This window comes from Arthrobacter sp. KN11-1C (assembly GCF_052180225.1).
Lineage (GTDB): Bacteria > Actinomycetota > Actinomycetes > Actinomycetales > Micrococcaceae > Arthrobacter.
Window position 1 is genome coordinate 2,377,395 of the sequence record NZ_CP197467.1, and the last position, 17,839, is coordinate 2,395,233.

Annotated in this window: 15 protein-coding genes; 9 read left to right on the top strand and 6 right to left on the bottom strand. The window is 62.1% G+C overall.

The features are described 5' to 3' along the window. Positions 1 to 12: 12 nt before the first annotated feature. Together ACSBOX_RS11175 and ACSBOX_RS11180 are read right to left on the bottom strand one after the other, a co-directional pair. Positions 13 to 585: a pyridoxamine 5'-phosphate oxidase family protein gene (locus ACSBOX_RS11175; protein ID WP_442542505.1), complete on the bottom strand. Its 573-nt coding sequence runs from the start codon at positions 583 to 585 to the stop codon at positions 13 to 15. Positions 586 to 633: 48 nt separating this feature from the next. Further along, the gene (locus ACSBOX_RS11180) at positions 634 to 1,386 is read right to left on the bottom strand and encodes an AfsR/SARP family transcriptional regulator (protein ID WP_442542506.1); all 753 of its coding nucleotides are present in this window, start codon (positions 1,384 to 1,386) and stop codon (positions 634 to 636) included. A 64-nt stretch (positions 1,387 to 1,450) separates the two neighbouring features. Between ACSBOX_RS11180 and ACSBOX_RS11185 the strand changes: the two genes are divergently transcribed. The 6 genes from ACSBOX_RS11185 (at position 1,451) to ACSBOX_RS11210 (ending at position 8,979) form a co-directional block, all read left to right on the top strand. Beyond that, positions 1,451 to 1,609 (top strand): DUF1059 domain-containing protein, encoded by a 159-nt coding sequence (locus ACSBOX_RS11185; protein WP_442542507.1) that lies wholly within the window; start codon positions 1,451 to 1,453, stop codon positions 1,607 to 1,609. 75 nt (positions 1,610 to 1,684) lie between these two features. After that, positions 1,685 to 2,503 (top strand): sulfurtransferase, encoded by an 819-nt coding sequence (locus ACSBOX_RS11190; protein WP_442542508.1) that lies wholly within the window; start codon positions 1,685 to 1,687, stop codon positions 2,501 to 2,503. Between the two features lie 200 nt (positions 2,504 to 2,703). Then, on the top strand, positions 2,704 to 4,191 hold the full coding sequence (locus ACSBOX_RS11195; protein WP_442542509.1) for a CoA-acylating methylmalonate-semialdehyde dehydrogenase: 1,488 nt from the start codon (positions 2,704 to 2,706) through the stop codon (positions 4,189 to 4,191). A gap of 34 nt (positions 4,192 to 4,225) precedes the next feature. Then, a complete protein-coding gene (locus ACSBOX_RS11200) occupies positions 4,226 to 5,605 on the top strand; it encodes an aspartate aminotransferase family protein (protein ID WP_442542510.1) in 1,380 nt (459 codons plus the stop codon). Between the two features lie 386 nt (positions 5,606 to 5,991). Then, on the top strand, positions 5,992 to 7,314 hold the full coding sequence (locus ACSBOX_RS11205; protein WP_442542511.1) for an ATP-binding protein: 1,323 nt from the start codon (positions 5,992 to 5,994) through the stop codon (positions 7,312 to 7,314). A 51-nt stretch (positions 7,315 to 7,365) separates the two neighbouring features. Then, positions 7,366 to 8,979: a PucR family transcriptional regulator gene (locus ACSBOX_RS11210; RefSeq protein WP_442542512.1), complete on the top strand. Its 1,614-nt coding sequence runs from the start codon at positions 7,366 to 7,368 to the stop codon at positions 8,977 to 8,979. Between the two features lie 80 nt (positions 8,980 to 9,059). Here ACSBOX_RS11210 and ACSBOX_RS11215 read toward each other — a convergent pair whose 3' ends face one another. Beyond that, positions 9,060 to 10,487 (bottom strand): APC family permease, encoded by a 1,428-nt coding sequence (locus ACSBOX_RS11215; RefSeq protein WP_442542513.1) that lies wholly within the window; start codon positions 10,485 to 10,487, stop codon positions 9,060 to 9,062. Between the two features lie 295 nt (positions 10,488 to 10,782). Continuing rightward, the gene (locus ACSBOX_RS11220) at positions 10,783 to 11,565 is read right to left on the bottom strand and encodes a carbon-nitrogen hydrolase family protein (protein WP_442542514.1); all 783 of its coding nucleotides are present in this window, start codon (positions 11,563 to 11,565) and stop codon (positions 10,783 to 10,785) included. 508 nt (positions 11,566 to 12,073) lie between these two features. Here ACSBOX_RS11220 and ACSBOX_RS11225 point away from each other — a divergent pair. Further along, positions 12,074 to 13,099, top strand: coding sequence for an NADPH:quinone reductase (locus ACSBOX_RS11225; RefSeq protein ID WP_442542515.1), 1,026 nt, complete (start codon positions 12,074 to 12,076; stop codon positions 13,097 to 13,099). Between the two features lie 57 nt (positions 13,100 to 13,156). Here the strand turns inward: ACSBOX_RS11225 and ACSBOX_RS11230 are convergent, their stop codons facing one another. Further along, entirely contained in the window at positions 13,157 to 14,851 is a 1,695-nt protein-coding gene (locus tag ACSBOX_RS11230; protein ID WP_442542516.1) for an APC family permease, read from the bottom strand. 325 nt (positions 14,852 to 15,176) lie between these two features. On the opposite strand from ACSBOX_RS11230, the gene ACSBOX_RS11235 reads away from it, so the two are divergent. Continuing rightward, positions 15,177 to 15,578 (top strand): hypothetical protein, encoded by a 402-nt coding sequence (locus ACSBOX_RS11235; protein WP_442542517.1) that lies wholly within the window; start codon positions 15,177 to 15,179, stop codon positions 15,576 to 15,578. Then, the gene (locus ACSBOX_RS11240; RefSeq protein WP_442542518.1) at positions 15,575 to 15,808 is read left to right on the top strand and encodes a hypothetical protein; all 234 of its coding nucleotides are present in this window, start codon (positions 15,575 to 15,577) and stop codon (positions 15,806 to 15,808) included. Before ACSBOX_RS11235 ends, ACSBOX_RS11240 begins: the two co-directional genes overlap by 4 nt. Positions 15,809 to 16,123: 315 nt before the next feature. Here the strand turns inward: ACSBOX_RS11240 and ACSBOX_RS11245 are convergent, their stop codons facing one another. Then, positions 16,124 to 17,686 carry an HIRAN domain-containing protein gene (locus ACSBOX_RS11245; protein WP_442542519.1) on the bottom strand — a complete coding sequence of 521 codons (1,563 nt, stop codon included), beginning with the start codon at positions 17,684 to 17,686 and terminating at the stop codon, positions 16,124 to 16,126. Positions 17,687 to 17,839: the final 153 nt, after the last annotated feature.

Here is a 17,839-nt window from a genome sequence, read left to right on the forward strand (position 1 = left end):
AATCCAGGGTAGTTACAAAGGGTTAACCTGCTGTCCATCAGAGACAGGGAATCCAGGCAGACCGTCGATGCTCCGCGCGTTCCTTTCGGCGCGGTAGGCGGACATACCTTCCATGCCCTTTTTCTCTGCCTGGAGACGGAGAAGGTCGCGTTCTCCGGTCATCTCCATGACAGGAACACCCCATCCGCATGAGTCGCTGACACGGGTCACATCCACGGAGATGACTGCCCTGGTGCTTGGGTGGTCCGGATGGAGTGCCACCACCTCTTCGAATCCCGCATCTCCCGGAAGGAACACTAAGCCGCGGCCGTGCAGGCGAACGATTCGGGGCCGGGGGCCGAACGAATTGAACATGAGGCACACGCGGCCGTTCTCCCGGATGTGCGCGATGGTCTCGACGCCGCTACCGGTGTAGTCGACCCAAGCGACCCGGTGGGAATCCAGGACTGAGAACGAGTCGTGGCCGCGGGGCGACATGTTCACATGCCCGTCTGCTCCGAGGGGCGCGGTTGCGACAAACCACATGGGCTGTTCCTCGATCCACGCCTTCAGCTTCTCATCTATGGAATCAAATATTTGGGCCACGACCTGAGCTTAGTGGAACGGAGGGGGAACCCCGCGCTTCGTCGAAGATCAGGTCCGTTCGAGTAGCTGCTGGTAAAGCGCACGCGTTCCCGGGCCGGGCGAGACGCCTAGCTGGTCGCGGAGAAGTGCGGACAGCCGGCCGTACACGGCCAGCGCCTCGGCCAGGTTGTCCTGGGCGGCAAGAGCCTGCATCAGGTAGCGATGCCCGCTTTCGCGCAAAGGGTCCAAGGCGATCAGCCGGCGGCCGGCACGTCGCGCACCGGCGATTTCGGCACCGCCGATGCCGAGCTCGGCGGCGGCGTAGCATTCCAGGGCCCGCAGCCGGATCTCGACGAGTTGGTTGCGGGTCTGGTCGATCCAGCCAGCGTCCTCCCCCGGCAGGAATCCGCGTTCGGAGACGAACAGGGCCACCAGAACCGGTCCCCAGGCGCGGGCCCAATCCTGCTGTGCCACGGCAGACTCGGCGCGGTGAATTGCATCCACGGCAGCTTCGAGGTCAATCCACGGGTCGGGGAGATGCAGTTGTACAGTGACGCGCCCATCCACTGTCTCCGGACCGAAGACATGGCGAAGCTTTGAAAGCAACGGATTGAGGCGTGCGTCGATCCCGGCTGAATCGGGAGAGCTCCACAGCGCCTCGGCGATTTCGTCGCGGGGCACCTGCCGGTGCCGGTTGACCACAAGATAGGTGAACATCAGGCGCCCTTGACGACCCGGCAGGCTGTGATCAAGCCTGATACCGTCCCGCTCCACAACCAGTGGCCCGCAGATCTGGAGACGCAGCGTTGACTGCACGCTCATGACACCATGATCTCATGGGCCCTCGTCGCTCCGGAGAGGGCCCGTCAACGTTTGGGAGGTCGTCATGGCGAAGCTCATCCGATGCGAATGCGGGTTCGTCGTCCGCGGCGATACGGATGAGGAAGTGATCGGAGCGATCCGCGGCCACCTGGCCAGCGACCACCCGGCCCTCCTCCACGCCGTCAGCCGCGAGGATCTGCTCGGGTGGATCCAAGTGGAATAGGCGGGCGCCGCGGCGCCAATGTAGCGCCAACATTGAGCCAACCTTGGCCCAATGGCACGCGCGCAGAATGTGGACATGCTCATCGAACCCATCTGGCTGGCAAATCACCTCTACGATCCTGCGGTCCGCGTCGTCGAGGTTGATGTTTCCGCGACCGCCTACAACCAATGGCACATCGACGGCGCCGTCCTGTGGAACGTTTACGCCGACCTGAAAGACGAACGGTACCGCCCGATCGACGGGGACGCGTTCGAACGGCTGTTGGTCCGCTCCGGCATCGGGCCGGCGTCGACTGTCGTATGCCACGGCTACGCTCCGGCGCTCGGCTACTGGTTGCTCAAATCGTACGGGCACGCCGACGTCGGCATCCTGAACTGCTCCCGCGACGCCTGGCGCGCCCAAGGACATCCCTACGGCACGTCCCCGATCCGTGTGGCAGAGGCTCCGTACCAGCTCGCCGAACGGGACCAGAGGCTGTTCGCGGACATGCCCGCCGTACTGCAGGCCATCGGCCGCCCTGGAACAGCGATTCTGGATGTCCGCTCCGAGGCCGAATTCGCCGGTGAACGGTTCTGGCCCTCCGGCGGAATGGAGCCGGGAGGGCGCGCCGGCCATGTCCCCACGGCCGTCCACCGGCCGTTCGGTGATCTCTACGACCGCAACGGCGCCTTCCTCCCGATCGACGAACTGCGTCAGGCGATGCACGTGCCCGAGCTCGATGACCAAGACGAGCTGATCACCTACTGCACCGTCGGAGGCCGCGCGGCCACCGCTTGGTACGTCCTGACCGAAATTCTCGGACGCCGGGGTGTCCGGGTTTACGACGGATCATGGGCCGAATGGGGTCTGCGCCCCGACACCCCGGTCGAGGCATCGCACGCTTCAGCACGCTAGCGAGGAGGCACGTCGCCTACACCCCTAGAGGAGATCCTGCGGGGGTTCGCACTCCAGGGCAATCCAAAAAGTTTTACGAACTGTACCAAAATGGCCAAATTTCATTACAGCGTGCACATTTCGTGGTTCTTCTATCAACTCCAAACTAGGTACATACCCACTCAGCGCTTACCAAGCTGAATGCACACTGGAGGAGAACCTTGAACATCACCGAGCACTGGATCAATGGCCGCTACTTCGCGCCGGTCGGTCGGACGGCACCGGTCACCAACCCGGCAACCGGAAAGCTGCTCGGCGAAGTCGCCTTGGCCACCGAGGACGAGAGCAGTGCCGCCGTTGCGGCCGCCACGGCCGCCTTTCCGGCGTGGCGGGACACGTCCTTGACCCGGCGCACCCAGATTCTTTTCGCTTTCCGGGAGCTGCTGAACGCCCGCAAGGGCGACGTCGCGGCCATCATCACTGCAGAGCATGGGAAAGTCCTGGATGATGCCTTGGGTGAAGTCACGCGCGGCCAGGAGGTTGTCGAATTCGCCTGCGGGATCGCCCACCTGCTTAAAGGCGGATACACGGAGAACGCATCCACGAAAGTGGACGTCCATTCCATCCGGCAGCCCTTGGGGCCGGTCGCCATTATCAGCCCGTTCAACTTCCCCGCCATGGTACCGATGTGGTTTTTCCCCCTTGCGATCGCCGCCGGCAATACCGTGGTGATCAAGCCCAGTGAAAAGGACCCTACGGCTCTTAATTGGATCGCGGAACTCTGGAAGGAAGCCGGGCTGCCTGACGGTGTCTTCAATGTCCTCCACGGCGACAAGGTCGCGGTCGACGCGCTGCTGACCCACCCGGACATCAAGGCCGTTTCCTTTGTCGGTTCCACCCCGATTGCGAAATACGTCTACGAGACAGCCACCGCCCACGGGAAGCGGGTCCAGGCCCTGGGCGGTGCGAAGAACCACATGATTGTCCTGCCGGACGCAGACTTGGACCTCGCCGCCGATGCAGCTGTCAACGCCGGGTTCGGGTCCGCCGGCGAGAGGTGCATGGCGATATCCGCGCTTCTTGCCGTCGGCGACATCGGCGACGAACTGGTGGCGAAGATTGCTGCTCGCGCCAGTTCGCTCCGCACTGGTGACGGCATGCGTGGATGCGACATGGGCCCACTTGTCACCGCGGCACACCGCGACAAGGTGGCCGGCTACATCGACGCCGGCGAGGCGGCTGGCGCCACCATCGTCGTCGATGGCCGGGGTGTCTCCCCCGAATCCGAAGGGGAGGGCTATTTCCTCGGACCGACCCTCTTCGACAACGTGCGCACAGATATGTCCGTTTACACCGATGAGATCTTCGGCCCCGTCCTGTCTGTCGTGCGCGTCGAGTCCTACGACCAGGCATTGGAGCTCATCAACGCCAACCCGTATGGCAATGGGACAGCGATCTTCACGAACGACGGCGGCGCCGCCCGCCGCTTCGAAAACGAGGTGGAGGTCGGCATGGTGGGCATCAACGTCCCTGTTCCCGTGCCGATGGCTTACTACTCCTTTGGCGGCTGGAAGAACTCACTCTTCGGCGACACCCACGCCCATGGCACCGAAGGTGTCGGCTTCTTCACGCGCGGCAAAGTTGTTACCTCCCGCTGGCTGGACCCGAGCCACGGTGGGATCAACCTCGGCTTCCCCCAGAACGCGTAAACAAGACGACTTAGACCCTGCGACAGGACAACCCATGACCTCCACACTTGAAGCTCCCCGCGTCTTCGGACAAGCCGAACGCGACGCGGCGCTCCACGCCTACCAAATGGACCGCAAACACGTCTTCCACTCCTGGTCCGCGCAAGACACCCTCGATCCGATGGTCATAACGGCCGCCGAGGGCGCGTACGTCTGGGACGGAGGCGGCAACAAGTACCTGGACTTCTCATCCCAGTTGGTCAACACAAATATCGGCCACCAGCACCCTGCCGTCGTCGCCGCCATCATCGCCCAGGCCGCGAAAATCTGCACAATCGCCCCGAGTTACGCCAACGACGCCCGCTCCGAAGCAGCGCGCCTGATCGCCGAACGCACCCCCGGCGAGCTGGACCGGATCTTCTTCACGAACGGAGGCGCAGACGCCAACGAGCATGCCGTACGCATGGCAAGGCTGCACACCGGACGGCAGAAAGTCCTTTCCGCTTACCGCTCGTATCACGGCGGAACACAGCTGGCAATCAACCTGACGGGCGACCCACGTCGATGGGCCAGCGACACCGCGACTACTGGCACCGTCCATTTCTTCCCGCCCTACCTGTACCGGACCACATTCCACTCCACGACGGCGGAGGAGGAAAGCCAGCGCGCACTCGAGCACCTCGAACAGCTGATCAGCTTCGAAGGGCCGGCCACTATCGCGGCACTGATCCTTGAATCAATTCCTGGCACCGCCGGCATCTACATGCCGCCGCCGGGCTACTTGCAGGGAGTCCGCGAACTCTGCACCAAGCACGGTATCGTCTTCATCGCCGACGAGGTCATGGCCGGCTTCGGCCGCACGGGCAAATGGTTTGCCGTTGAGCATTTCGATGTAGTCCCGGACCTCCTCACCTTCGCCAAGGGCGTCAACTCCGGCTACGTCCCACTCGGCGGTATCGCCATCAGCCCCGAGATTGTCGCAACGTTCGGCAAACGCGCATACCCAGGCGGCCTGACCTATTCGGGACACCCGCTCGCTACGGCAGCCGCAGTCGCCACCATCAACGCAATGGAAGAAGAACAGATTGTTCAGCACGCGGCACAGTTGGGTAACGACGTCATCGGCCCAGCCCTTCGAGGATTCGCTGAACGTCACCCCTCCGTCGGCGAAATCCGCGGAACCGGCGTGTTCTGGGCCATCGAACTTGTCAAGGATCGCACCACCCGCGAACCTATGGCCCCCTACGGAAGCACCAGTCCCGAGATGAATCAACTCGTCACCGAGTGCAAGGCGCGGGGACTTCTGCCATTCGCCAATTTCAACCGCATTCACGTCGTTCCCCCCTGCAACATCCCCGTCAAGGATGCTCACGCGGGCCTGAAAATCTTGGATGACGTGCTCTACATCGCGGACTCGAACACAACCGGCGCCTAAGTGAAAACCACAAATTCGGATGCCGAAATAGGATCCCAGAATCGGTTCGATGTCGAAGAAGGAGCTAATGAAAAAGGTGCTGACGATGCGCCCCGCAGCAATGAACAACGCAACGGTCCTAAGAACGGGTGAACACTGCCCGTCAGGAGGATGGTGGGAACCCGTTGGCGAGGACGGTGCACCGCGCTACATCTCGGAAGGGGAACTCATGCCGTCGAGGAACGGCAATCCCCAAATATGGAAAATAGGCTCCTTAGGAAAGCTCACGAGTAACCAAAAGTAGACCAATTTTCCGCGATCGGGCCGCCGGAAATGCAACGAGGCTAGCCAGCCGGTCAGGGTTTGCGGGCCGACCAGAAATTCAAAAGACGACGCGGGAGCAGGGCATGAGCAATTGGCGTATCAGGGACTTCCATTCCTCGGACATGGACGGCATCCTGCACCTGTGGGAGTCCCTCAAAGCGGACAACGTGGACCCTGTCTACGCACTCTCCGAGGTCCTCGCGTCGTGCGAGAAGGACCACGCCGTGGTGGCGGTGCAGGGCGAGCAGGTGGTGGGTGCCGCCGTCGGACGCGCAGCCCATGACCAGGGCTGGATCGTTTTCCTGGCCACACTGCCCGAGTTCCGCGGCCGCGGAATCGGCACCTCGCTGCTGGCCGCCGTCGAGAACCGCATGACCCCGCACGGGCTCAACAAGCTCTCGGCCCTCATGCCCGAGTCCGAAACCCGCGTCGAAGCGTTCCTGGGGCGCGGCTTCCTGCTCAAGCAAAACCTGCACTACTTCGAACGGACCATCCCGGTCCAACGCCAGGAACTCGAGCCATTGAGCCAGCTCGGCGGCCGCATCCTGGCCCGGGACCTGTGGGAAAACGTCGCCGGCATGCGCCGCGAAAAAGAACTGCTGGAACGCCGCCTGGTCCTGCCCCTGGCCGAGGCCGACCTCGCCGACGAGTTCGGAGTGGTGCCCCCGCGCGCCGTCGTGCTCTTCGGCCCGCCCGGGACCGGCAAGACGACCTTTGCGAAGGCAATCGCGTCCCGGCTCGAGTGGCCCTTCGTGGAGGTCTTCCCCTCCCGGCTGGCCTCCGATCCCAAGGGCCTGGCCGGGGCACTGCGCGAGACGTTCCTGGAAATCGCCGAACTGGAGCACGCGGTCGTGTTCATCGACGAGGTCGAGGAGATCGCGTCCCAGCGCTCGGGCGAGCCGCCGTCGCCGTTGCAGGGCGTCACGAACGAACTCCTCAAGATCATCCCGGCCTTCCGTGAACAGCCCGGCCGGCTGCTGGTGTGCGCCACCAACTTCATCCGCGCCCTGGACACCGCTTTCCTGCGCCACGGCCGCTTCGACTACGTCATCCCCATCGGCCTGCCCGACGTCCATGCCCGCGAGGCCATGTGGCAACGCTTCATCCCCGCGAGCGTGGTGGACGCCGTGGATGTGGAGCTGCTCGTGTCACGCACGGAAGGTTTCTCCCCCGCGGACATCGAATACGCGGCACGCAGCGCCTCCCAGCGCGCCCTGGAAAAAGCCGTGTACGACGACGGCGCTCCCGGCGCGTCGCCCACCGAAGGCGCCGCACCGGCGTCGAACGCCCGCAAGGGACCGGTCACCCAGGACTACCTCGACGCCATCGCCGACACCCGCACCACCGTCAGCGACGAAGTCCACCAAGACTTCCGCTGCGATATTGACGCTCTGGCCCGTGTCTAGCTTGTGTAGACACTGTGTATTGATGAGGGCTCGAATTTATACACTATGTTTATGCTGATTGATCTGGCCCACATACTTGCCCTTCCGGTTGTACAGAAGGGGGATCCGGAGATCCTGTCCGGACAGGACAGGCTCGATGCTCCCGTGCGATGGGTCCATGTAGCGGAAATGCGCAACTTGACCGGACTGTTGGAAGGCGGGGAGCTGGTGCTGAGCACCGGTCTCGCCTTCGAGGAATCCGCGGTCGAAGCAGGTCAGTATCTGGGTGAGCTCGCTTTGCATGGGGCTGCAGGAGTCATAGTGGAAATCCTGGAGGACCGGCCTGAAGCAGCCGAAGCGCTCCGCATTGCTGCAGGTTCCGCTGAAATACCGGTCGTCCTGATGAGAAAACCGGTTCGTTTCGTCGAAATCACCGAGAATGTCCACAAGCTCATCGTCGGCGAGCAGCTGGCACGCGTCGAGAAGGCCCGGCATGTCCATGAGGTCTTCACACTGCTGAGCTTGGAAAGCGCGAGTGCCGACGAGATCGTAGCCCGGGCAGCGCAACTGATCGGGGCCCCCGTAGTCCTCGAGAACGTTTCTCACTTGGTGGTCGCATTCGACAGTGCAGACATTCCCGCCGCTGAGATACTTCGCGATTGGGAGAGCCGCTCTCGAGTCGTGCACTTGCGGGAGGAAACAACCCGTTCGGGCGAGGAAAACTGGCTGCAGACTCCTGTGGGTCTCCGATCACAACGTTGGGGACGCCTGATCGTACCGGTGGCACTGTCGAATGACCCGGAAGCGTCGATGGTCCTTGAGCGGGCCGGCCAGGCCCTGTCAATCAACAGGCTTGCCGAGCGGGACCAGAGGGAGCTGGGTCACCAGGCCCGCGCGGGTTTGATGCATGAACTCCGTCAGCCTCGATCACTCACTGAATCTGAAGCACAGGCCAGAGCAGGAGCACTGGGCCTGCGAAGTTCCGCATCTTATGTCCCGGTGGTCTTTCGCCTGGATCCAGTGAGCAGCGAGGGGCCCATCGCGCTTCAACGCCGGGAACGCGCGCTGTTGGAATCCGTTAACCGGTCCCTTCAGTCGCTCAAGTTCTCAGCCCTGGCCGCCAGCCTGCATACTGGCACGGTTGCCGTCTTGCTGGGTCTTCAACCCCAACAGACGGAAGACCAGGCCGTTGCCCGAATATGCACCGAGCTCGATACTTCCGCCGCCGAGAGCGCCGAAGACCTGCGGTGGGTGACCGGTATCGGGCGTCCTCGAAGCTCCTTGCTTCTTGCAGCGGCAGGGCTGGACGAGGCGAACCATGTGGCAGAAGCTGCCAGCACCCTACAGAAAAGGGACAAACCTTTCTACAAGACTTCTGACATCCGACTGCGGGGATTGCTTGCCCTTCTGCTAAATGATCCCAGAGTCCAAACCTTCGTGGAGGGCGAGTTGGGCGGCATTCTTGGAGCCGATGAGTCGGAGGAGTTGGAACTCCTTGAGAAGTTCTTGGAGGCTCAGGGCAACAAAGCGGAACTAGCCCGGAACAGCTATCTGAGCCGCCCCACGCTTTATGCACGATTGGTTCGACTCGAGAAGCGGTTGGGCGTGCAACTGAACTCGCAGGAGTCCCGAACCTCACTCCATGTCGCCCTGCTGCTCTACCGTTTGCGAGGCCTTTCCACATAGTACTGCCCGTGCCGATGCCCTGCTGGTCTTGCCAGCAGGGCATCGGCATGAAGTCTGACGCAGCGGTCGCGCCGGCAAGCTCAGCTGACGTTGCCGCCTTTTCCGCGCTTTGATACCAGGAGTCCGGCGACGAATGCTGCAGGAGGGATGAGGGCGAGGACCACGCTTACCTCCGGAGGGCAACTCGTCACAAGGACGAAATTGGTGAGGACGAGAAACATGCAGCCTGTGACGGCCACCGTGGAAATGATGGGGGCGACGCGTCCCTTCCAGATTGACGTGGCAAGCTCCGGGTGGGCCGCAAAGAACCTCACTACTGCAATGGAGGTGACAATAAGCAACATCATCATCCCCACGGTTGCCACCCCTGCCATAGAGCCGAACACGATCACCAACGGGTCAATGGAAAAGACCGAAAAGACGCCAACCAGCAGGGCCGCTGTGAGGCTCTGGACGAGCGAAGAAGTAGACGGGGAGTCATGCTTGGCATGCACGGTGGCCAGCCTGGCCGGCAGGTGCTTTTCGTTGGCAAGTGTGAACTGGTAGCGAGCGATGACGTTGTGGAAGGAAAGCACGCACGCAAAGAGGCTGGTCAAGAGCAGGATGTTCATGATGTCATGCCCGACGGTGCCGATATAGGTCTGCGCGGCGTCAAGCATGAATGAGCCCGGATTCGCCGTCGCTTCCTGTACCACCCGGCTGGGGCCCCATCCTTCGACAAGCGCCCAGCTGGATATTGCATAAAACACCCCGATGACAGCGACCGCGATATACGTAGCGCGCGGGATGGTCTTCTCAGGCGTCCTTGCTTCGTCACGGAAAACAGCGGTGGATTCGAAACCCATAAAACCGGTCAACGCGAAGAGGATTGCGACCCCGATTGGGCCAGAGAAGATTGCGTCCGGAGTAAATGAGACCGCGCTTATTCCCTCTGCACCGCCGCTCAAGAAGATGGAAGAATCCATAACAAGAACGATGCCGATCTCCAGAACCAGGGCAATGCCTAGAACCTTTGCGCTGAGATCTATATTGCGGTAGCCAAGGTAGGCGACCACAAGCAAGGCCAAGCCGCTATACAGCCACCACGGAAGGGCTGGGCCGCCGAGTGATTCCACAAAGGCCGCCACGGAGCCGCCCAAGTATCCATAGACTCCAACCTGGATCGCCGTATATGCCACCAGCGCCACGTACGCCGTCCCAAGGCCGAAACGATCCCCCATACTTTGCCGCACGTATGCGTAAAACGCTCCCGCGCTCTTCACATATGGCGTCATGGTCAAGAAGCCCACCGAAAAGACTGCGAGCACCAATGCAGCTATGACGAAGCCTGCAGGCGCGCCGGCACCATTGCCGCTTGCGATGGCGAGCGGAACGTTGCCGCCTATGACCGTCAGAGGGGCTGCGGCCGCTATAACCATGAACACAATGCTCGCCGTTCCGAGCTTTCCGGAGAGTCTGGCCTGCGGAGCGACCCGCGAAGCGGCCTGAGATTTCAAGGTAGTTTCCATTTTTCCATTTCCTAGACGTGTGACACGGGTCTCAGTCACTTCAGTGTGGTGGAGAAAGTACAAGGCGGATAGCTGCACCTTGTAAACTTCCGCGTCGCCATCAATGCATTGTGTAAAGCAAGGCTCTTGATTTTTTGGATGGAGTGAAATGGACCCGTTGCCGTGGCGAGTGGCGGATTGCCGCGAAGCCCTGGTCCTATCGGAAACAGCGTCAGTAGATACCGCTGACTGATACTTACGACACCCGTTTAAGGTTCCAGGGCGCCTCTCTGCTCAGGCAGTGCCGAGCTGTGGGTCAGATCCCCTTGAACAGTTCAATGCGAAGGTCCGCAAGATAGGGGTTCTCTTTTTGCCCTCTTGCAACGGCTTCAGTGTCGATGTCCGCGATGATCAAAGCCCGGTTCCGGTCAGCATGTGCAAGCACAGTTCCGCCTGGACCACAGATACTGCTTCCGCCGACGTACGCCGTCGAACCTTCGTGTCCAATGTGGTTGACATAGGCGACGTACACCTGATTTTCCCAGGCACGGACCCGGATGAGATGGTCTGCTACAAATCTGAATGGTTCCATCTGGGCGGTTGGTACGGCTACTAGATGTGCGCCCTGGAGAGCTGCCGCACGCACATTTTCAGGGAATTCCACGTCATAGCAAATGAGGAGAGCAATTTTGACTCCTGAATACTCCACCATAGAAACCGGGGTGAGGCCTTGCATGAACATCGACCGATCCAGGTCACCGAACAGGTGCGTCTTGGAATGCGTCACCAGGGGGACCCCGAATGAATCTATCAACACGGCCGCGTTCACCACGCCTTGATCAGTGCCCAAGGGCAACCCAACCAATATTGCTATGTCGTGTCGTTTCGCAATCTGGGCGACCGGGCCGACTAAGTCCAGCTTGGCAAACTCAGCAACGCGGGCTTCCCCGATGTCATAACCAGTGACGAACATCTCTGGGGTGATGAGCAAACCGGCGCCCGCCGCCCTCGCCTGGGCCGCTGAGCGATCGAGTTCATCCAGATTGGCTTGCAATTGACCGGGGCTGCCAGCCGTTTGCAGGCCTGCAATGCGTAACACAGACATTCTCATCCTCTCCCGTCGCAAGTGACAGGCCACGGGAACTCGCCGTCGGGCAGCTGTTCCCGAACGAAGCCGTAATTTCGACAATAGGCGTCGGAACGAGCTGCGACCTCGTCCCTATTTATTGTTTGTCCAACAGTTATTGGGAGCATCATCTAATGATCAGACAGCCGGGAGCCGCCTGCAATTTACAGGTTGTCACACCCGTGGTCAGATCCCTTACACAGTGAGCCAGGTCTGAGGGAGCCGATATGCAACGATCCAATTTTCGTTGCCTCTGTCCGCCACTTCCGTCCGCAGAGAGTCCGTCCTGAGTATCCATCCCGTGCGCGGCAGTTCCCGACACGGCCCCTCCACCAACATCCGGAAGCAACCACGTCGATGCACTTGCCATCATGGAGAACGTCTCGGCCATAATGGCGGAAGGAGAACATCTGGTGGTCGCGGGCACTCCCCCACCACGGGCGCGTTCTCTCCCAAATAGGTCCGAAGACTAGGAGCAACGGTGAAGGCCATCGTGTACGAAAGGACCGGGCCGTCGTCGGTCCTGGCTCTTCAAGACAAGCCACTAACCTCACCGGGACCGGGCGAGGTCAGGGTCCGTGTGGTGGTGTCGGGAGTCAATCCCACCGACTGGAAGTCCCGGGCCGGCAGCGGAACCGGAAACAGGTTGAAGGAACCAAAGGTGCCCAACCAAGATGGCGCCGGCGTTATCGACGAACTCGGACCCGGCGTGACGGGCCTGGCCATCGGAGATCGCGTGTGGCTTTGGGACGTTGCCTGGGGTGGCAATGAGGGCACAGCCCAGGAATATGTGGTGGTCCCAGCGGCGCAGGCAGTTGCACTCCCAGGCACGGAATCCTTCGACACTGGCGCGTCCCTGGGGATCCCTGCGTTGACCGCACACCGTGCGCTGACCGCCCATCAAGACGGACCAGCCAGGCTCTCCCCTGGATCTTTGGAAGGGCGGGTGGTGCTTGTCACGGGAGGCGCGGGCGCCGTCGGGCATGCCGCCATTCAGCTCGCCCGCTGGGCCGGGGCAACGGTTATCACGACCGTGAGCGGCGAGCGGAAGGGCGAACTTGCCCGCTTTGCGGGCGCGCACGAAGTAATCAACTATCGCACTGCGGACGTCGCGCAGACTGTATTTCAAACCGCCCCAGGAGGCGTCGATACGATCGTCGATGTCAACGCGCCGGCGAACATCGCCAGTGACGTCGAGGTGCTGAAGCCCGGGGGAACCATTTCCGTTTATGCTGCAGCACCCGGTGAGTCCTTGGCCATTCCCATTCGCGAGAGCATGGCCAAAAACGTTCAGTACCAGTTCGTCCTCACGTACACGGTTACCGATCAGCAAAAGAAGGCGGCCGTTGAGGCCGTCACCGATGCACTGAAGGCTGGGGCATTACGTGTCGGCAATGAACACGGGCTCCCGCTCATCCGCTTTCCGCTCGAGGAAACCGCGGCTGCCCACGACGCCGTCGAACAAGGCTCCGTCGGAAAGGTCCTGATCGACGTGTCCGCGTCTTGAATTAACCTCTGCGGGTGACGGCCGCGACCACGCACTTGACGACAGAACGGCGGCACATCACCCCTTGTCTGAGGTGTTCGATGTTCCAGTCACCTTGGGCGTGAGGGGTAGGTCGATGGATCCGAATTCGAATTCGTCCTCCTCCACCGCCGCCGCAATATCGTCGGGTTTCATCGCGAGGCTGACGGCGTAGTAGAACATGATGAGGCTGAAGACAACTACGAAGAGAATGTCGATCCACTCAGGCAGGACGTTGAGCGATCCGGTTCCGTAGCGGCCCAGGAGTCCGATCACAAGGATGCCGATCAGCCACGGCCAGATCCAGGATGCGGCACGCCAGTCGATGTCGCGCCGCTGCTGCAGGGACTTGGAGCGGCGAAGCGCGATCTCGAAGATGATGCGTCCCAGGAGAATCGCTGTCAGCAGCTTCCATATCGCCTCGAACCCGGACCAATAAATGATCAGGTTAGCGGCCACGAACCCAAAAGGAGTCAGGATCGACGGCCATGGAACCCGGTACGGGTGATCGCGCCCGGAGTGCTGGCGGACCAGCGCACCCAGGGAAACCGGAGCGAACGCGTACATGATGGCCGTGGCGTCGGTGACCAGCCCGACCAGGGACTGCCAGCTGGGGAACGGCAACAGGGCGATCATTCCCACCACGAAGGACAGCAGGATGGACCCGAAAGGAACGCCCCTCTTGCTGACCTTGGTGAGCGAGCCGGGCAGGGCGTCATCCTCGCCGAGGGCGTAGGAAATCCGTGCGGAGGTGCCGACGTAGACCAAGCCAGTGCCGGCTGGAGAGATGACCGCGTCGATGAGGAGAACAGTCGCCAGCCATCCCGCTCCTGCGGCAATGGCCAATTCGTAGTACGGACCGAACGAACCGGCTCCCACCGGGTTCTTCCAATCATGGGCGATGTCACCAGGGTTGAGGGCCCCGATGAACGCCACCTCCAGAAGGATGTAGATGGCCGCGCCGACGAACATCGCGATGATGATCGCCCGGGCAACGTCTTTCTTCGGGTTGCGGGCTTCGCCTGCCATCTGGGCCGCCTGTTCGAATCCTTGAAGCGCAAACACCACCCCGAGCGGAAGTGCGGCGAAAATCCCGTGAATGCCGTTCGGCGCGAAGCCGCCGGCCCCCTGGCTGAAGTTCCCCGGGTGGAACGTCAGAATGATGAGCACAACTATCGTGAGGACCGGAACCGCGGTCTTCCAGATCACCAGAATGATGTTGCTGTCCGAGAGCCACTTCGCACCCAAAAGATTGATCACCGTGAAGAGCGCCAGCGAGAGAACTGCGATGAGCAACCCGATGGGGGTGAGTGTCGAGTCAGGGTTCACCATCTTGATGCCCGAAGCCCACGGTGCGCTGGCAAGATAGGTGATGCTCCCCTCTACCTCGATGGGAGCGATAGTGACCGCCTGAAGGTATCCGGCCCAACCCGCGGTGAATCCCGCAAGGGCACCGAATGCGTAGTGCGGGTAACGCGCCGTACCACCGGCCACCGGATAGGCCGCCCCCAGATCGGCATGAATGAGCGCCAGAACCACCAGCAGCACCGCCGCGAGCAACCAGGAAATGATCGACGCCGGACCGGCAGTCTGTGCCGCACCGAGGGCACCCAGCAACCAGCCCGACCCAATGATCGAACCGAGGGAAACAAACAGCAATCCCCAGAACCCGACCACCCTTTTCAGGGCGTGCAACTGCCCCTCGCCGGGCCTGACGACAACTTCACTTGCCATACAAACCACTCCCTCGGAGGGTCGCATACAGTCATGATCCTTTGACGATAGCGACGCCGCCGCGAACTGGAAAGAGGCACCGCGACGAAACTCGCCAAAGTGCTCACGATTTTTCCCGAAGGGACTCTGAGCTGGGGAAACGCCAGCCGGGGCGATCATCCGCGCTCGGCGCCAGGAACGCAGTCTTTCACAGCAGTCGCTCGCATAGGCGAGTGGTGTTTCGCGGAAGTTCGTTGTTGACCTCGAGGCCGGCCACGAACGGGCCGAACTCGGCAAGACCATGGCCGTGCTCCACACCCTCGGGCTCTCGCTAATTTCCGACCCTATGCCCCGCGGAAGCGACTACGACCCGGCACGGCGGGACTACGCCGAAACCTTCGCTCAGCTGATCGGCTCACGGGACTTCGAGTTCGCCATCAAGATGCTCGCCGACTACGCCACAGCCTCCCTCAAAGCCGGGAGGCCGCCCCTTCAGCGCAGCCCCCGGCTCAAGGACCCGTACTGGTCCGCCGCCCTAGCCGGCATCACCAACTACACCGCACACTGGCTCGGGCAACCCGCACCGTCCTGGACCAGACGCATCAAGCCCCTCAACGAGGCATGGATGCCCGCCGAGTCCTACCGGGCCGTCAAGGAACCCATGAAACAACTCACCATTTCGGAAACACCCGCTGAACTCGCCGCCCTGAACGTCTTCATCCGCGAACGCAGCCTGGCCACCGCATGAGCGGCGGAGGACTCACCGCAAGCCAAATCTCTGACCTCCTCCACGAACTCGGCCGGCGCCTGCAGGCCCAAGGTGTCCACGCGGACATCAAACTCGTCGGCGGCGCCGGGCTCAGCGCCGTCGTCATGGAAATGGCAGCGGACTACGATCTTGCGCCTGACTGGCTCAATTCCAACGCAGCCGGCGTTCGTCCTAGACAACGCGACTTGGGCGCCCATAGAACAACTTGACGGGCTGATTATTCAAGCCGCGGACACCGAAACGCTCCTGACGATGAAAATCGCCGAGCGCGACCAGGACACGCTCGACATCGCCCGGCTCCTGCGCAGGTTCAACACCACCAACGCCGACGACGCCGTCGACCTCAGCCGACAACCAATACGGCGACCACTCCATCCCCCTCGCCGCAGGCCGGGCCGGCTACCTCATCCTCGACGACGCCCTCGACGCAGCCGCCACCCTCGAACTCAAATCCGGCGAATAGTCTTCACAGGACAGGCACATGACCTTCGATCTCTTGTCAGGCTGTCCGCCCGGAGCATTCCCTATGTGGAGAAAGCGGGCGGGACGTCATATCCCGCCGCCAACGGCAGGAGCTTTGGTGCGGCGTGCGGCCCGTCGGATAGCCAGTCGTTGCTGATCTCGGTGGCCTTGGCAGCGTGCAGAACGAGCTGAGCTGCGAGGGCTGATCCGGTGATTTTTGCGTAAGCGAGGGCTGTTTCCCCAATAGTTTCGGTGTGCTCGAGTAGCGGCAGCAAATGTGCGGAGGTGACATTGCTCAGCTCACCCACGCGTTTGCCGTCGAGCCGGACTTCGACAAACGGGCGCTCGGTGCCGTTCCTGAGAGTGCGGGTCACCTTATGAAAACTGACCAGCAGGAGTCCGACCCCTTCCGCAGGCACGTAATTGAAAAGGAAGTCGAAATGGCCCTCTTCCTTGAGGACCTGAATCGCCGATCCCCACGGCACGAGAGTGGTCACGCCCGCTGGCGCCCCGTTGAGCGGCGCGATCAGCTCCGGCACCGGCAGCGCGACGGTGACCCGGGCCTGGAGCCGGTCGCCGCCGTCGTACGCCCAGATGCGGGCCGTAGTAGCCGCGGAGAACCCACTGGCAATAATTCTCCTGATCGGTTGCGCGTAGCGCACCGCGTCTTCACGACTGAGATAACCCAGGACCTGATTCCGCCAACGGACGCTGACGGCATTCACGTCATAAGGATTATCCGGTTCAGCCACGAGTTCCACGTGAACGTCCTCAGCTTCGCTGTCGCTCCGCACATTGACCGGCGCTTTATTGGCGCGGAGCGCGGCTTTGATCGCCTTACTGTAGGCGTGTTCGCCCACGACTTCGATGTTCGGCCATTCCGAACGGCCCAGCGACACCCGGTACAGCCCTTGGCTTGGGGAATCGGGCCGAGCGACTGCGGAAATCGGTGCCTGCCCCTCAACAGCTGCCGGTTGTGGCGCAGCGTGATTCGCCGGCGCCTCAATCCAGGCATCAGGAACCGCTGTTCCTTGCATAGCGCCGGCCGGGACCGTGGTCCAGGTCGCGTCCTCCCACGCCTGCCGGCCACGGCGTCTCTTCCGCACCAGGAACATCAGCCCGACAAACCCCGCGCCCAGAATGAACCCTGTGGGCGAGGACACCGTCACCACCAGCACCAGTAGCCCGAACAACGTCCACTGGGCCACAGTCCCAGCCTTCTCCAACCCCGGCACGCCGCGGCCCCGGGCAGTGAGCTTCGCCGGGCTCTGACCGACACACTCCAGGACCCGTGCCGCCTGTCCCAAGGTCAGGGGCATCAGGCTCGGGCGCTTGCCCGTCGCGCGCGCGACGGCCGCGCGAACAAAGTCACGCTGGAACTTCGACGCCGGGAGCGTCCCATCGGCGGCGAGGAACTCCCGCCACGTCTCGTCGCTGATGATCTGGCGCGCGGTCTTCGGGCGGGCCGGTTGAGACGCCCGCGCGTTAGACTTCCGGGCCGGGCGGCGGCTTGAACTGGTGCTCACATACGAGACGCCCGTTCCGGGGATCCTCGCCGTGCTCGTCGTGCGGCCCGTCGTGGACTTCGTCACCCGGAACGGACCTGCCCCAATGCTCGCACTCACCCCACGCTTCGAGGCAGTGATCCGCACAGGCCCGAAACTCTTCGACTTGCGATAACGGAACCCCAACTCGCACCCCCAAACGATAGGCAAACACGAGGAAGCGCTTGTCCCCGTAAGGGAGATTCTAAGCCTCAGGAGTCGCGATCGGGCTTG